Below are 15995 nucleotides of genomic sequence, written 5' to 3' on the forward strand. Positions count from 1 at the left end.
ACGGTCGAGCGGGGCGGGCGGCGCTCACGTGCGCTCAGCCCCCAGGTTCTTGGACAGGTAGCGGGCCACCGCGCGCACGGAGGCCATGGTCGTGGGGTAGTCCATGCGTGTGGGCCCCACGACTCCCACCTTGGACGCGGCGTGCGGACCGTAACCCGTGGCCACCACGGACGCCTCCGCCAGGGGGTCGTCGCTGTGGTCGGAGCCGATGCGCACCGCGACCCCGCGTTCGTCCTGCTGCATCTCGGACAACAATCGCAGCATGGCCACTTGTTCCTCAAGCGCCTCGAGCACCGGGGAGATGCTCTGCGGGAAGTCCCCGCTGAAGCGCGCGAGGTTCGCGGTCCCGGCCATCACCAAGCGGTGTTCGTCCGACACCGCTGCGAGCACCGCGAGCGCCCCGGTCACCGCGGTCCCGGCGTCGCGCAGTTCCTCGGGCAGGACCGGGGGCAGGGTCACGGCGGCGTCGGGGACGTCTTCCACGGGCGTGCCGAGCAGGCGTGCGAGCACGTGGGCGCGCAGCTCCAGCAGCTGGGCCTCGGTCAGGGTGACGGGCAGTTCCACGGTGCGTTGGGCCACGCGTCCGGTGGTGGGGATCAGGATCACGAGCACGCGGGCGTCCCCCACGTCCACGAGTTCCACGTGGCGCACGGTGATCCCGGTGCGCACGGGATACTGGATCACGGCCACCTGGTGGGTGAGCTGGGCGAGCAGGCGCACGGTGCGCTCCATGATGTCGTCCAGGTCCTGGGCGCCGTCCATGAACACCTGGATCGCGCGGCGCTGGGCGGAGGTGAGGGGCTCCAGGGCTGCGATCTGATTGACGAACTCGCGATAACCTCGGTCCGTGGGGATCCGACCCGAGCTCGTGTGCGGTGCCACGATCAGCCCGTCCTCCTCGAGGGCGGCCATGTCGTTGCGCACCGTGGCGGAGGAGACGGGTAAACGGTGGCGTTCCACGAGCGCCTTGGACCCCACGGGTTCACGCGAATGGACGTAGTCCTCCACGATGGCGCGCAGGATCTGCGCTCGGCGCGGATGCTCCATGTGTCTCACCTCCCGTTGCTGGCAATTCTGGCACTCAAGAGTTCACAGTGCTAATCCTGGCAGTCAAGGGCCCGTGGGTCAGGGGCCGATTTTGATACGCTCGCGGCTGATTCGCCTGCCCGGCGGCGCGCTCGCGCCGCGGCACGACGTGGAGGAGTCGCCCGTGAACGCATCCGGCTGGTCCTGGGGTCCCCAGGACCTAGGCAGTCCCGACGTCGCCCGCACCGGTCCCGTCTCCCGGGACGTCCCCGTGGCCCGGGACATGGTGCTCGAGGACGTGGAGACCGGGTGGGTGGGGGCCGTCGTGGGCGTGGAGACCATCGGCGGGATGCGCGTGGTGGGTCTGGAGGACCGGCACGGGCGCGTGAAGTCCTTCCCCCTGGGCCCGGGCTTCCTCCTGGACGGCGAACCCGTGCGGCTGGGCCCGCCCGAGACCCGCAGCGCCCCGGCCAAGCCCCGGATCACGCGTTCGGGGTCGGTCGAGGTCGAGAACTTGCGCGCGTCCGTGGCCAAGGAGTCGCGTGTGTGGGTCGAGGGGTACCACGACGCCGAGCTCGTGGCCAAGGTGTGGGGCCACGACCTCGCGGTCGAGGGCACCGTGGTGGAACCCCTGCACGGGATCGACGACCTCCCCTCAGCCATCGCCGAGTTCCACCCCGGCCCGCAGCGCCGGCTCGGGATCCTAGTGGACCACCTGGTCGCGGGCTCCAAGGAGTCCAGGATCGCCCAGGAGGCGCTCGCGGTCCCGGGTGCCCGGGACAATGTGCTCATCCTCGGACACCCCTACGTGGACATCTGGCAGGCCGTGAAGCCCAGCGCCCTGGGGATCCGGGAGTGGCCCGTGATCCCGCGCGGGGTGGATTGGAAGACCGGGATGGCACGCGCGCTGGGCCTACCGCACCGCACACCCCAGGACGTGGGGCGGGCGTGGCAGGCGATCCTTGCACGAGTGAACACGTACGCAGACCTCGAACCGGCCCTGCTGGGCCGCGTGGAGGAGCTCATCGACTTCCTCACCGCCCCGGACGCCGCCGATTCCTGACCCGGGCTGCGCCTGACCTGCGGTGACCCACGACGTCGACGGCGCTCACAGCCGGTGGTCTACGGCTTCGGTGACCCGCGTTAGCGGTAACCCTCAGCGTCGGTGACGCCTGGTGCCGTCGTCCGGCGCGAGCCACGCGGGAACGACCGTAGGATGGGAGCACCGGCGTCCACCGACCCGGATGGCTACCGCCCGTGAAAGGCACACCCGCTCGTGACTGACGCTGCTCCCTCCCCCTCCACTCGCTCCGCCGAGACTCCGTTCGAGTCCGTGGCCCCCGTGGCGCAACCCCTGGACGTGTCCCAGGACCGGCAGTGGGCCACCCTCGCCCACCTGGGTGGCGTGGTGGGCGTACTGCCCAGCTACATGATCCACCGGGTGTTCAAGGACCGCGGTCCCTTCACCGCTCAGGAATCCCGGGAAGCCGCCAACTACACCATGCTGCCCACCCTGGTGATCCTCGCGGGCATCGTGCTCTCACTCATCCCGTTCATCGGATGGCTCTTCTCGGTCATCGCCGCCGTGACCTGGCTGTTCCTGGCCATCACCTCCGTGCGCGCGGGCGTGACGGTCAACCGCGGCGAACCGCACCAGTACCGGTTCAACACCCACCTCTACGACAAGTTCGCGGCCCGCAACTCCTGACACGGTCACCAGTCGAGCAAGCGGCGCGTCACGGCGTCGGCCATCAGACGCCCCGCGTCCGTGAGGACCGCGGACCCGCGGAGGGCGGCGGCGCCGTCCAGCCAGCCGTCGGCGATCAATCCGGCCACCGCGTGCCGCCCCTCCGGGCGCAGCCCCTCGAGCGGGATTCCCTCACGGATCCTGATCCCGAGCATCACGTGTTCCACGTACTGCGTCTCGCCATCCAAGGTCTCGCGGCCCACGGCCGGTGAGTCACCCCGGCGCACGGCGGCCGTGTAGGGCAACGGGTGCTTGAGATTCCACCAGCGCACGCCGTCACTGTGTGAGTGCGCCCCCGGGCCGATCCCCCACCAGTCCTGATTGCGCCAGTACGCGAGGTTGTGCACGCTGCGGTTCTGCACCGCGCTGCGCCCGTGGGCCGCGCGGGACCAGTTGGACACCTCGTACCACTCGAACCCGGCCTCGCACAGCAGCGCGTCCGCGAGCGTGTACTTCTCCGCCTGGTCGTCCGGATCCACGTCCGGCACCTCACCGCGGCGGATCTGGGCGGCCAGCTTGGTGCCGTCCTCGATGATCAGGGAGTACGCGGAGACGTGGTCGGGGTCCATGGCCAGCGCGGCCTCCAACGAGGTGCGCCAGTCGGCCACGCTCTCCCCCGGTGTACCGTAGATCAGGTCCACGCTCGCGCCCAGTCCGCGGTCCTTGGCCCAGCCGACGGCGCGCGGGACGTTCGCCGGCGTGTGCGTGCGTTCCAGCACGCGCAGCACGTGGGGCACCGCGGACTGCATCCCGAAGGACACCCGGGTAACCCCGGCCGCGGCGAGCACGTCGAATGTCTCCTCGCTCACCGAGTCGGGGTTGGCTTCCACGGTGACCTCGGCGTCCGGGGCCAGCCCGAAGCTCTCCCGGGCCTGCTCGAGCATGAGCGCGAGCTCCCGGGCGGGCAGAAGGGTGGGCGTACCCCCGCCGAAGAACACGCTGTGCAGCGCGCGCGGCGGTGCCCCGGCGGCGTCGAGCACGGACCGGGCGAAGCGGACCTCCGCGGCGGCGTCGGCGTGGTAGTCGCGCTGGGAGACGCCGTCCCCGAGCTGGTCCATGGTGTAGGTGTTGAAGTCGCAGTACCCGCAGCGCACCGCGCAGAACGGGACGTGGACGTACAGGCTCAGGGTGCGATCGGTGGCGCGGGCGACCGATGCCGCGGGGAGCGCGCCGTCCCGGGGTGCGGGATCACCCTCCGGTTGGGCGGGCATTACTTCTTCTTGTCCTTCCCGGTGTCCTCGTCCGAGGACAGCGCGGCCACGAAGGCCTCCTGGGGGACCTCCACGCGGCCCACCATCTTCATGCGCTTCTTGCCCTCCTTCTGTTTCTCGAGCAGCTTGCGCTTACGGGAGATGTCACCGCCGTAGCACTTGGAGAGCACGTCCTTACGGATCGCGCGGATGTTCTCGCGCGCGATGATCCGGGAACCGATCGCGGCCTGGATGGGGACCTCGTACTGCTGGCGCGGGATGAGCTTCTGCAGCTTGCCCGTCATGAGCACGCCGTACGAGTACGCCTTGTCCTTGTGGGTGATCGCGCTGAACGCGTCCACCTGCTCGCCCTGCAGGAGGATGTCCACCTTCACGAGATCCGCGGCCTGCTCGCCGTCCGCCTTCCAGTCCAGGGACGCGTAGCCCCGGGTCTTGGACTTGAGCTGGTCGAAGAAGTCGAAGACGATCTCCGCGAGCGGCAACCGGTAGCGCAGCTCCACGCGGTCCTCGGAGAGGTAGTCCATCCCCTTCATCTCACCGCGCTTGGACTGGCACAGTTCCATGACCGCGCCGATGAACTCGGACGGCACCAGGATGGTGGCCGAGACCATGGGTTCGCGGATCTCCAGGATCCGTCCCTCCGGGAACTCGGACGGGTTAGTAACCTGCTCCTCCGAGTTGTCCTCGAGCGTCACGTTGTAGGACACGGACGGCGCGGTGGAGATCAGGTCCAGGTTGAATTCGCGTTCGAGCCGGTCCCGGGTGATCTCCAGGTGCAGCAGCCCCAGGAAACCGCAACGGAAGCCGAAGCCCAACGCGGCGGAAGTCTCGGGTTCGTACACCAGGGCGGCGTCGTTGAGCTGGAGCTTCTCGAGGGCGTCCCGCAGCACGGGGTAGTCCGAACCCTCCACGGGGAACAGTCCCGAGAACACCATGGGCTTGGGGTCCTCGTACCCACCCAGGGACTGCTGCGCGGGCTTGGTCTGGCTCGTGACCGTGTCACCCACGCGGGACTGGCGGACGTCCTTCACGCCCGTGATCAGATAGCCCACCTCCCCCACGCTCAGCCCCTGCGAGGGCACCGGCTCCGGGGAGATCACACCGAGTTCGAGCAGCTCATGGGTGGCCCCGGTGGACATCATCTGGATCCGCTCTCGCGGGGACAGCGTCCCGTCCACCACGCGCACATAGGTCACCACGCCGCGGTAGGTGTCGTACACCGAGTCGAAGATCATGGCACGCGACGGCGCGTCCTTGACCCCCTGGGGCGCCGGGACCTGGCGCACGATCGTGTCCAGCAGCTCCTCGACGCCCTCACCGGTCTTGCCCGAGACCTTGAGCACGTCCTCGGGTTCCACGCCGATCAGATTGGCGAGTTCAGTAGCGTACTTCTCCGGCTGCGCGGCCGGCAGGTCGATCTTGTTGAGCACCGGGATGATCGTGAGGTCGTTCTCGATCGCGAGGTACAGGTTGGCCAGCGTCTGCGCCTCGATCCCCTGGGCGGCGTCCACGAGCAGGATCGTGGCCTCGCACGCGGCCAGGGACCGGGAGACCTCGTACGTGAAGTCCACGTGCCCAGGCGTGTCGATCATGTTCAGCGCGTAGTCCGTGCCGTCCACGTTCCACGGCATCCGCACCGCCTGGGACTTGATGGTGATCCCGCGTTCGCGTTCGATGTCCATGCGGTCCAGGTACTGGGCCTTCATCTGCCGGGGCGTCACCACGCCCGTGGCCTGCAGCATCCGGTCCGCGAGGGTGGACTTGCCGTGGTCGATGTGGGCGATGATGCAGAAGTTCCTGATCACCGAGGGGTCGGTCGAGGCGGGAACCGGTGGATTGACGGCCAACGGTGACACGGGCGGTCCTTTCGATCGGATGACTCCCCAGTTTCCCACGTTCCGCGGCAACGGACGAACCGCTGCCCCTACGATGAGCACATGGCTGACTTCATGCGCCTCGCGCGCCAGGGCCTGCGGGCCTACCGGATGTACCAGCGGGTCTCGCGGACCCTGCGCGGGCGGCGGGACGCCGGCCGCGCGCCGTTGCCCCGGGACGCCTCCGGGCACGCGCGCCGCGATCGGGCCGCCGCGCCGGGGACGACGACGTCGCCCGCCGGCACCTCCCGGCTCTACCCCGGTGACTGGACGGGGCCGGTGACCCCGCACTACGACCCCCACCCGGATGGTCGCCCCGATCCGGGCGAGGTCGTGTGGACCTGGGTACCCTACGAGGAGGACCACTCACGCGGCAAGGACCGTCCCGTGCTGATCGTGGACCGCGCCGGGGAGTACGTGCTGTGCGTGATGCTCACCTCCAAGGACCACGACACCGCGGCCCACGACGATCCCGACTTCGTGGACGTGGGAACCGGCGACTGGGACCGCTCGGGCCGCCCGTCCGAGGCCCGGATCGACCGGATCATCCCCGTGCGCCCCGAGGACGTGCGCCGGGAGGGCGCGGTGCTCGCCCGCTCACGCTTCGACGCGGTGGCCGCGGAGCTCGCCGCCCGCGCCCGCCACTGACCGGCGCCGCGGCCGGTGATCTGCTAAAGTGGATCGCTGTGTGTCCGCGCTGGTCGTCGGGCACAGCGGATGGTTGCCACCGAGCATCCCCACTCTCACAACTCAGTCGATGATCATCCGTGAGCCCTCACTGACCTACTTCCGCAAACGTTCTAGGAGTTTTACGTGGCCAACATCAAGTCGCAGAAGAAGCGCATCCTCACCAACGAGAAGGCTCGCCTGCGCAACAACTCTTACAAGTCCGAGCTCAAGACCCTGATCCGCAAGGTGGACGCCGCGGTCGAGTCCGGCAACAAGGAAGCTGCGACCGAGACGCTGCGCAACGCGTCCCGCAAGCTCGATAAGGCCGTGTCCAAGGGTGTGCTGCACAAGAACACCGCGGCCAACAAGAAGTCCGGTCTGGCCAAGAAGGTCGCCAAGATCTGAATCGACTGACCCCGTCCGCACAGGACGCCTGCGGGCCCGGCCCCGTTTCTCGGGGCCGGGCCCGCAGTCTTTCCCCGGGTCTTCCGGGATCGCACTGGTGGCCCTCAGAGATGGCCCCTCAGTGGTGGCCGGACGTCGCGATCACGGTGATCGCCCGCTCCACCGCGAAGTACGGGGACCGGGACGCACCCTTGACCTGGGCGTCGGCCTCGGCCACGGCCTGCAGGGCGGCGGCCACGTCCCCGGCGGTGAACCGGCGGGCCTCGTTCTGCGCGCGCTCCACTTGCCACGGTGCCGCGCCCACGTCCCGCGCAAGTGCTCCCGCTCCCCCGCGGGATCCTGCGGTCAGCGCGATCAACCGCATCTTGGAGCCCAGCGCGGCGACCATGGGGACCGGGTCCACTCCCACGTCCACGGCTTGCCGCCACAGCTTCAGGGCCTGATCCGCGTTACCGGCCACCGCGGCGTCCGCGACGCGGAACGCGGTGACCTCCACGCGCCCGCCGTAGTACTTCTCCACGAGGTCGTGATCCACCGTGAGCGGGCCGTCCGCAATCAACTGCGCGCACGCGGCGGCGAGCTCCGCGGTGCTCGTGCCCACGGCCGCGGCGAGGGCGCGGGCGGCGTCCGGCTCGATGCGTTTGCCGTGCGCGCGGAACTCGGCTAGGACGAAGGCCGTCTTGTCGCGGTCCGATTTGGGCGGCGTGCAATCGAGGACGAGCGCCGACTCCTTGAGAGCGTCCAGTAGTTTCTTGCCGCGGTTACCCCCGGAGTGCTCCCACAGCACGGTCACGTCCGGGTCCGGGTTGGCCACGTACGACAGGCCGTCCGCGAGGAGGTTCTCGTGCATGCTCGCGAGGTCGTGGACGCACACGAGTTTGGGATCGTCGAACAGGGAGGGGCTCGTGACCACGGCCAAGCTCCCGGTCTCGTAGTCGGCGGCGGAGACGTCCGTGACCTCGCACGACCCGCGCTGCTCCCGGGTCTGGTCCCGCAGGGAGTCCTTGATGCGCTGCAGGATGTACTCGTCGGAGCCGGAGGCCAGCACGAGCGGCTGCGGGGTGACGTCCCGCCACGAGGTCTGCGGCGGCGCGGCGGCCTTGCGACGGGCTGGGGGCATCGGAACTCCTCAGGTGCGCGCGGCATGGGAGGGCGCCGCTGTGGTCCTCATGCTAGCGCCGGGTGGGGACATGCCGTGGCCCGGTGTGGACGGGTGAGGCATTGGAACAAGAAACGTGAGCCACACGCGACGAACCCGGTGCACCCAGTGGCTTGACGCGCGGTCACCGTGTCGAGACCACGAGCTGATTCCCTTCCTTGCGGATCCACAACGAACCGCTGAGGTCCGTGCGCGCCACCGCCGCCCCGGTCTCCTGCAGGGCCGCCACGGTTGCGGGGTGGGGATGGCCGTAGCTGTTGCCCTCCCCCACCGAGATCACCGCCAGGGCGGGATCTGAGTCCCTGATGATGTCGGTCCCACCGTTGCGCGCGCCGTGGTGGGAGACCTTCAACACATCTGCGTGTGGGGCGGCTGCTGTTGGCAGGAGCCTGGTGGCCGCTCGGTACCCATCGGCTTCGAGGTCCCCCGCGGTCAACCAGGTGGTGGTCCCCTGGTCAGCGGTGCGGGTGATGAACAGGACGAGGGACGCATTGTTCTCGTCCTCCGAACTCACCCGGCTGTGCACGGGAGCGCGCGGGATTCCGCCCGTTGCAGTAGGCGTGACCCGCGGGGCGAGTACCTCGACCGTGAGCGGTCCGGCGGTTAGTCGTGCCCCGGGCGCAGGCTGCTCGGCCTTCTCCGCGAGCGGTGCCAGTTCGCGTGGTAGCTCCGTCCCGGCCGTGGAGTACCACACCCGCTCCACATCCACCGCATCGGAGAGCCCCTCCAGGCCGGCCACGTGGTCGTCGTGGTTGTGCGTGGCGATCACCGCGTCCAGGTGCGTGATGCCCGCCTGGTCGAGACAGCGACGCAGAGCCCTGGGGTCGGGCCCGCCATCCACGAGCACCGCGCTGAGCTCCCCGGTGCGGTGCAGCACGGCATCTCCCTGCCCGACGTCGCACACCACGGACTCCCACGCGGGCGCCGGTCGGAACCACCACACCGCACCCAGGACGACCAACACGACCACCGCGAGGGACGCGATCACCGCGAGCGCGCGACGTCGTACCCGTAGCCTGCGCGCGCGAACGCGCCATACGGCATCGGGCTCGGGCGGCGGGGCCGATGAGGCGTCGACCGTGCCCGCGATGGGTGATGCCTGACGCAGGCGGTGGTCCACCCCGTGCAGGACGCCGAGGAACAGCAGTGTGACCGCGGTGAGGATGACAATCCCCGGGACACCGCCCGGCCAGGGCAGCTGCGCGCCGGGCAGAGCGGCGAAACCGTCCGCGAGCCACGCAATGACCCGCGCGGGAACCGAGGCGGCGCCCACGGGCAGGGAGGCGGCGCGCTCCCAGCCGGCGAGCGCCGCGGCGTCGTGGGCGCCGGGGAGCAGCCAGCTCAGAGCGGGTGAGGCCAGGTGCCCCGCGAGCAGGACGCATACTGCAAGTAGACCGGCGACGGTGACCACGGGAACGAGAGGGGCGGCGGCCATGTTGGCGGGCAACGAGTACAGGGGCAGAGCGGGGTTGAGCACGAGCAGGGCGGGCCCGCACCACAGTTGGGCGACGAGGGGCACGGCTATGCACGCGGCGAGCGCTGTGGGGATCCGGGAGGCGAGGACGCGGGTCACGGGGCGGGCGCTCACGACGATGCCGGCGGTCGCGAGGACGGAGAGGATGAAGCCGAAATCGATGGCGAGGGGCGGTTGCACGAGCACCAGGCCGGTGACGGCGGCGCACAGGGCATTGAGGCTGACGCCGGCGCGGCCGCTGAGCATGGCGGCCCCGCCGAGTGCACCCATGACGCCGGCGCGCAGGACGGAGGGGTCGGGGCCCACGAGCAGCACGAACCCGGCGAGCGCGGCGAGCCCGATACCCACGCACAGTCGCCGCCCCGCGCCCAGGGTCAGGGCGGCGTACCCGGTCAGGGTCATCACCACGGTGCAATTGGACCCGGAGACGGCCGTGAGGTGGGTCAGTCCGGTGTCCTTCATGCTCTGCGCCAGCGCCTCGGGCAGCTGGGAGGTGTCTCCCACGGTCATGCCGGGGACCAACCCGGCGCTCACTGCACCGAACCGTCCGGACACCCGGGTCAGGTTCGCGCGCACGGTGTCCAGCAGTCCGTGCCGGGCTCCCCGGCAGCCGTGATCGCATCCGGTGGGTGGGGAGGTGGCCCGGGCAGTGAGCCGCGCCGGGTTCGCGGTGCGCGTCACGTTCACCACAGCGTTGACGGTGTCCCCGTCGCGCAGGCCGTCCCACCTGGGGTGGGCGGCGAACACCGTGAGTTCGGCGGTTGCGGCCTTCCCGTCCGCGGCGTGGACGGCCAGGGGTACGACGACGCCGCGCGATGCCTCCTGCTCCTCTGGCGCCGGTGAGCCCGTGTATTCGCGGGGCATCCCGGTGACCGTGGCGTTGACGCGGACCACGGAACCGGGAGGATGCTCGGTCAGGAAGTCGCGGGACGGTGCGATGGCGGCGAGCGCCGTCGTGATGGCCGCCGCGGCACTCAGCGCCACGACCCCCGCCAGAACAGCCAGGCTGGGCAGGAGGGACCTCATCCGGGCGCGGGACTCGCTGGATGATGGCCGCGGGCATCCATGGGAGGAGGAACCCCCGTGCGCGTCCGATGCATGCGTCCAGGATCGCGCGCGGCTCGGCTGCCCGGCCGGCGGACAGCTGCGTTGTGCCGAGGCGGGCGTCTTCCCTCGTGGCCCGCGGTTCGCCCGCCGGATGCGAGACCGGTCGAGAAGAGCGGGTGCGCACCACGCGAGGCCGAAGACCAGCACGCAGCCAAGAGCCCCCACGGCCCCCACGGTCCACCCGGCAAGTAGTGTCAGCGATCCGCACACCCACGCGGTAATGGCAACCGGGACCAGGCGCAGGTCCCATCGCACGCTCACACCGTGACCAGTGGTAGCAGTGCCTCCAGCATGGCGGGACCCACCCCGCTGACGTCGTCGAGCTGTTCCGCGGAGGTGAACGGGCCGTGCTGGTTGCGGAACTCCACGATCCGCTGTGCGAGGACCGGTCCCACGCGAGGTAGGGTCTCGAGCTCCGCTTGCGAGGCCGTGTTGAGGTTGACCGGGGCGCCGCCGGGCAGGGCGGCCGCACCACCCGCCTTAGCCGCAGCGCCTAATCCGGACGATGAACCTCCCGTGGCCGCGCCACCCTCGGAAGCACTACCGCTCACTCCAGTCTTAATGCTGGCGCTGTTCGCTGCTCCCTCGGCCGGGGCACCGGTCCCGGCGCCATTCACGGAACCGCCCTGCGCGGCAGCCTCGGTCACCCGATCGACGTTCTCCGCATTGGGAATCGTGATCTGGGCGCCGTCGCTCACAGGCTGCGCCAGATTGATCCGATCCTTCACCGCACCCTTCGTGAATCCACCGGCTGCCGCCACCGCATCCATGACGCGCGCACCCGGGGACAGCGTCACCACGGATGGGTCCTTGACCTCCCCGATCACATGGACCGTGAGCACCCCGGCTTCTTCAGCGGAGGCGGTACCGCCGCCCGCTGAACCGGCTCCGGCTCCCCCGACGAGCCCTGAGGACGTCGCGGACCCGGACACCCCGTGAGGTGCTGTGTCGTCCCGGCCGGTGACTTCAGTGCCCTCACGGGCGGCGTCAGCGCGGTCGGAACCCTCATCTGCCCCCGCGCCATCCGTACCGGCGACGGCGCCCTGCGATTTCACGGAAGTGGACGTGACGACGTCGTCCCCCTGTCCATCGGGGAGCAGCTTCCAGCCCCCGATCCCGAGGGCCACCAACAGCACGGCGCACAGTGCTACCAGCGCGGGGCGAGCAATGTGCCGACGGACCACGACGTCCTCGCGATGCCGGGAGTGCTCGGACACCGGGTCTGCACTGAGCGATGGACCGGTGGCACCATCGGCGGCGTCGTCGGCCGGTTCAGCACCACCGTCCGGAGCGAGATCGGCGCCCTCTTCATCATGGCCAGCAGCACGGCGACCCGTCGCACCACGGCCAGCCACATCACCATTCCGATCGGGTCCTGGCTCCGCCCATGGCAGCCCCGCACCCGACTGCCGGTCTTCCCGCAAGAGCGCCGTCAACCGCTCCGTGGCCTCGCTGTCCCGGAACCGGCGCCGTCCCCTGAAATCGATTCCGCTCATGCGCCCACCCCACCGCACGGGCGACAGGGCTCGTGGGTGCGCGACGCCACCGGTGGATTACTCGGCCGACACGCGGATCAGGGGTGCGGTTGTGCAGCCCGCCCGCCGTGCCACACGGGCCGGGACGTGGGGCCCTCGATCACCGCGGCCTTCGTTCCGAGCCCCACGTGCGCGCTGAGCACCGGGGGCAGGTCACTGATCACGAGCTCCGCGTCCGGGCGGTAGCGATCCATGAGCACCTCACCGATCTCGCGCGCCCCGTGCGGGTCCGCGACGTGGTGGATACACAACACCGGCCGGTCGGTCTCTGCGTGGGCCAGAGCCTCCCCCGCCAGCACCATGAACCGCGCCTTAGCCCGCGACAAGGACACCGGCCGCTCCACGGTCACGATCTTGCCCTCGGCCATGCTCAGCAGCGGTTTGAGCTGGAACATGGAACCGACCATCGCCGTGGTCGGATTCACCCGTCCACCCCGGCGTAGGGTTTCCAGCGAGCGCACCTGAATCAGTACCTGTGCCTGGGCGGCGGTCTCACAGGCGGCCGCAGCGACGTCGTCGATCCCCGCCCCCGACGCCACTGCCCGTAGTGCCGCGCGCACCCCCAGACCCTGCCCCAGACCGGCGCTCGCGGTGTCGACGATCCGCACGGGGATCCCGATGTCCTGGCGAGCAATCCGGGCGGCGCCCACCGTCCCGGACAGCTCCCCCGACAGGTGCACCGAGACGATGGCGTCGTACCCCTCCTCCTCGAACCGCCGGTACGCGGCACGCAGCTGCCCCGGGGCCGGCCGGGACGTGGTCACGGGTGTGCCCTCCGCGAGCGCGACGACGAGCGAGGACAGCGTGTCGGACTCGTCGGCGGTGTAGAGCTGACCGGAGATCAGCACGGGCATGTCCACGAGCGCGAAGCCCGGTGCGTCCTCGAACGCGCGGAGCCACGCATCGGGCAGGGCGGCGGCACTGTCGGTGACGACGGCGACGCGGGGCGGCGCGGCGTCGTCGTCCCCCGAGGACGCGGAAGCGGACGCAGACGGGGACGCTGACGGCGCTCCGACAGGAATAGAGGCCGCATCTCCGAACGGGCGGAGCCCGCCCTCCCGCTCGGTGGAACGGGGGGACGGGCTCCGGGGCTCGCGGGGGAACATCAGACCACGATGTTCACGAGCTTGGGGGCGCGCACGATGACCTTGCGCACCGTGGCCTCGGACAGCAGGCGCTGGACGGCCTCCGATCCCATGGCCGCGGCCTCGAGGTCCTCGTCGGTGATGTCCGCGGGGACCTGCAACCGGTCACGGACCTTGCCCTTGATCTGCACGATCGCGGTGACGGTGTCCTCCACGAGCAGCGCGGGGTCCACGGTGGGCCACGGGGCGCGCACCACGGAGTCCTCGTGCCCGAGCAGGTGCCACATGTCCTCGGAGGTGTACGGCGCCACGAGGCTCAGCAGGATCGCCACGGCCTCGGTGGCCTCGCGCACGGCGGGATCGGCCGGACCGCAGCCCGCGTCGATGGCCTTGCGCACGGTGTTCACGAGCTCCATGGTCCGGGCGATCACCACGTTGAACTTGTGCGCCTCGAGCAGCTGTTCGGCGTCCGCGACCGTCTTGTGGGTCGCACGGCGCAACGCCTGGTCCCCGGTGGTCACGTCCGCGTCCCGGGCGGCCGTGCAGTCCTTCGCGAGGCGCCACGCGCGGGCCAGGAACTTCTGGGCGCCCTGCGGGGACACGTCCGCCCAGTCCACGTCGTCCTCGGGCGGTGACGCGAAGACCATGATCAGGCGCACGGCGTCCACGCCGAACTCGTCCAGCTGCTCACCCAGGTCCACGCCGTTGCCCAAGGACTTGGACATGGCCTTGCCCCCGTTGAGCACCTGACCCTGGTTCAGCAGCGCCTTGAACGGCTCCTGGAACCCGATCAACCCGAAGTCGTAGAGCGCCTTGGTGAAGAACCGCGAGTACAGCAGGTGCAGGATCGCGTGCTCCACACCGCCCACGTACTGGTCCACGGGTAGCCACCGGTCCACCTCGGCGCGGTCGAACGGCGCAGCGTCGTCGTGCGAGGACGCGTAGCGCAGGTAGTACCACGAGGAGTCCACGAACGTGTCCATGGTGTCGGTGTCGCGCGTGGCCTGCCCGCCGCACGCGGGGCACGCCACGGTGACCCAGTCCGACGCCGCTGCGAGCGGGCTCCTGCCCTTGGGCGCGAGTTGCTCACCGCGCAGGTCCTCGGGCAGCCGCACGGGCAGCTGGTCCTCGGGCACGGGCACTTCACCGCACGAGGGGCAGTGCACGATGGGAATGGGTGCACCCCAGAACCGCTGCCGGGACAGCAACCAGTCCCGCAGTCGGAAGTTCACGTGATGCTCGCCGGTCCCGGCCTCAGTGACGATCTCGATGGCCTTGGCCACCGCCTCCGCCTTGGACAGCCCGTTCAGCGGTCCGGAGTTGATCAGGGTGCCGTCGCCGGTGGTGGCGACCCCCGTGCTCGCGGGGTCCTCCTCGCCGGTGTCCAGGACCGCGCGCACGGGCAGGTCGAAGGCCCGGGCGAAGTCCAGGTCCCGCTGGTCGTGGGCGGGCACCGCCATGATCACGCCGGTGCCGTAATCAGCCAGGACGTAGTCCGAGGCCCACACCGGCAGCTTCTCGCCCGTGAGGGGGTTGACCGCGTAGCGGCCCAGGAACACACCGGTCTTCTCCCGGTCGGAGGCCTGACGCTCGATGTCCGACAGTGCCTTGACGTCCTCCCGGTACGCGGCGAGCGCGTCGGCGTGTTCGGGGGCCACGATCTCCTGGGCGATCGCGGCGTCCGCGGCGACCACGCAGAACGTGGCGCCGTGGAGGGTGTCCGGGCGGGTCGTGAACACGGTGACGGTACGCCCGGAGGTGTCCTCGGGGTCCGCGCCCTCGGCGGGGGCGCCCTCGATCACGAACTTCACGTGCGCGCCCTCGGAACGCCCGATCCAGTTGCGCTGCATGGCCAGCACGCGCTCGGGCCAGTGGCCCTCCAGCTCACCCATGTCGTCCAGCAAGCGCTGGGCGTAGTCGGTGATCTTGAAATACCACTGGTTCAGGGACTTCTTGGTCACAGGGGTGTGGCAGCGCTCGCACGCACCGTTGACCACTTGCTCGTTGGCGAGCACCGTCTGGTCCTTGGGGCACCAGTTGACCGGGGAGTCCTTCCGGTACGCCAACCCGTGCTTGTAGAACTGCAGGAACAGCCACTGCGTCCAGCGGTAGTACTCGGGGTCGGACGTGTGGATCTCCCGGTCCCAGTCCACGCTGATCGCGTAGCGCTTGAACGAGGCGCGCTGGGTGTCGATGTTGCGGTAGGTCCACTCCGCGGGATGGGCGTCACGCTTGATGGCGGCGTTCTCCGCCGGCAGGCCGAAGGAGTCCCAGCCGATCGGGTGCATCACATCGTACCCGCGGTGCAGCCAGTAGCGGGAGACGACGTCCCCCATGGCGAACGCCTCCGCGTGGCCCATATGCAGGTCCCCCGAGGGGTAGGGGAACATGTCCAGGACGTAACGCCGCGGAGCGGAACCGTCGTCCCGGGGCGCGAAGACCCGGTTGTCCTCCCAGTAGCCGGACCAGGTGGCCTCGATGCGCTGGACGTCGTAGTCCGTGCCCGCATCCGGGGTGCTGTGCTCGCTCACGTGCCTCGCCTTCAAAGTTCACGGGGATGGGCCGGGGATGCTCGCTCGCCCCGGTACCGGCGCGGTGACAGCCTGGTCCCCCGTTCTCGTGTGGGGATTTCTCCCAGTTTAGACCAGCCCGCCACCGCGCCTCTCCCGGCTAGCATGGATGCGCCGACGCCGCACGACTGGA

General features: G+C 70.1%; 12 protein-coding genes. 4 read left to right on the plus strand and 8 right to left on the minus strand.

Features of this window, described 5'->3' with window-relative positions; genetic code table 11:
* Positions 1–24: 24 nt before the first annotated feature.
* Positions 25–1047: a heat-inducible transcriptional repressor HrcA gene (gene hrcA, locus A5728_RS04200; protein ID WP_064845855.1), complete on the minus strand. Its 1023-nt coding sequence runs from the start codon at positions 1045–1047 to the stop codon at positions 25–27.
* A gap of 163 nt (positions 1048–1210) precedes the next feature.
* Here hrcA and A5728_RS04205 point away from each other — a divergent pair, with 163 nt between their 5' ends.
* Both A5728_RS04205 and A5728_RS04210 read left to right on the plus strand, forming a co-directional pair.
* Positions 1211–2089 (plus strand): DUF3097 domain-containing protein, encoded by an 879-nt coding sequence (locus A5728_RS04205; RefSeq protein ID WP_064845856.1) that lies wholly within the window; start codon positions 1211–1213, stop codon positions 2087–2089.
* A gap of 213 nt (positions 2090–2302) precedes the next feature.
* Entirely contained in the window at positions 2303–2734 is a 432-nt protein-coding gene (locus A5728_RS04210; protein ID WP_064845857.1) for a DUF4870 domain-containing protein, read from the plus strand.
* A gap of 5 nt (positions 2735–2739) precedes the next feature.
* Here the strand turns inward: A5728_RS04210 and hemW are convergent, their stop codons facing one another.
* Positions 2740–3984: a radical SAM family heme chaperone HemW gene (gene hemW / locus A5728_RS04215; protein ID WP_064845858.1), complete on the minus strand. Its 1245-nt coding sequence runs from the start codon at positions 3982–3984 to the stop codon at positions 2740–2742.
* Positions 3984–5840: a translation elongation factor 4 gene (lepA, locus tag A5728_RS04220; protein ID WP_064845859.1), complete on the minus strand. Its 1857-nt coding sequence runs from the start codon at positions 5838–5840 to the stop codon at positions 3984–3986. The genes hemW and lepA overlap by 1 nt, the downstream gene beginning before the upstream one ends.
* 81 nt (positions 5841–5921) lie before the next feature.
* Here lepA and A5728_RS04225 point away from each other — a divergent pair, with 81 nt between their 5' ends.
* Positions 5922–6506 carry a type II toxin-antitoxin system PemK/MazF family toxin gene (locus A5728_RS04225; RefSeq protein ID WP_064845860.1) on the plus strand — a complete coding sequence of 195 codons (585 nt, stop codon included), beginning with the start codon at positions 5922–5924 and terminating at the stop codon, positions 6504–6506.
* Positions 6507–6671: 165 nt separating this feature from the next.
* Positions 6672–6932 (plus strand): 30S ribosomal protein S20, encoded by a 261-nt coding sequence (gene rpsT, locus A5728_RS04230; RefSeq protein ID WP_035961892.1) that lies wholly within the window; start codon positions 6672–6674, stop codon positions 6930–6932.
* A gap of 118 nt (positions 6933–7050) precedes the next feature.
* On the opposite strand, the gene holA is transcribed toward rpsT, so the two are convergent.
* The 5 genes from holA to leuS form a co-directional block, all read right to left on the minus strand.
* Positions 7051–8052: a DNA polymerase III subunit delta gene (holA, locus tag A5728_RS04235; RefSeq protein WP_064845861.1), complete on the minus strand. Its 1002-nt coding sequence runs from the start codon at positions 8050–8052 to the stop codon at positions 7051–7053.
* 163 nt (positions 8053–8215) lie between these two features.
* Entirely contained in the window at positions 8216–10591 is a 2376-nt protein-coding gene (locus tag A5728_RS04240) for a ComEC/Rec2 family competence protein (protein WP_064845862.1), read from the minus strand.
* Between the two features lie 338 nt (positions 10592–10929).
* A complete protein-coding gene (locus tag A5728_RS04245) occupies positions 10930–11889 on the minus strand; it encodes a ComEA family DNA-binding protein (protein WP_231885502.1) in 960 nt (319 codons plus the stop codon).
* 356 nt (positions 11890–12245) lie between these two features.
* Entirely contained in the window at positions 12246–13313 is a 1068-nt protein-coding gene (locus A5728_RS04255) for a DegV family protein (RefSeq protein ID WP_082943229.1), read from the minus strand.
* The gene (leuS, locus tag A5728_RS04260; protein ID WP_156523382.1) at positions 13313–15823 is read right to left on the minus strand and encodes a leucine--tRNA ligase; all 2511 of its coding nucleotides are present in this window, start codon (positions 15821–15823) and stop codon (positions 13313–13315) included. Before leuS ends, A5728_RS04255 begins: the two co-directional genes overlap by 1 nt.
* Positions 15824–15995 lie beyond the last annotated feature (172 nt).

It is taken from the genome of Kocuria sp. ICS0012 (assembly GCF_001665945.1).
Taxonomy (GTDB): Bacteria; Actinomycetota; Actinomycetes; order Actinomycetales; family Micrococcaceae; genus Kocuria; species Kocuria marina.

Coding starts and splice junctions, on each gene's coding strand:
- A5728_RS04225 (WP_064845860.1), top strand. CDS start 5,922: ATGGCTGACTTCATGCGCCTCGCGCGCCAGGGCCTGCGGGCCTACCGG.
- hemW (WP_064845858.1), bottom strand. CDS start 3,984: ATGCCCGCCCAACCGGAGGGTGATCCCGCACCCCGGGACGGCGCGCTC.
- A5728_RS04255 (WP_082943229.1), bottom strand. CDS start 13,313: ATGTTCCCCCGCGAGCCCCGGAGCCCGTCCCCCCGTTCCACCGAGCGG.
- A5728_RS04240 (WP_064845862.1), bottom strand. CDS start 10,591: ATGAGGTCCCTCCTGCCCAGCCTGGCTGTTCTGGCGGGGGTCGTGGCG.
- hrcA (WP_064845855.1), bottom strand. CDS start 1,047: ATGGAGCATCCGCGCCGAGCGCAGATCCTGCGCGCCATCGTGGAGGAC.
- holA (WP_064845861.1), bottom strand. CDS start 8,052: ATGCCCCCAGCCCGTCGCAAGGCCGCCGCGCCGCCGCAGACCTCGTGG.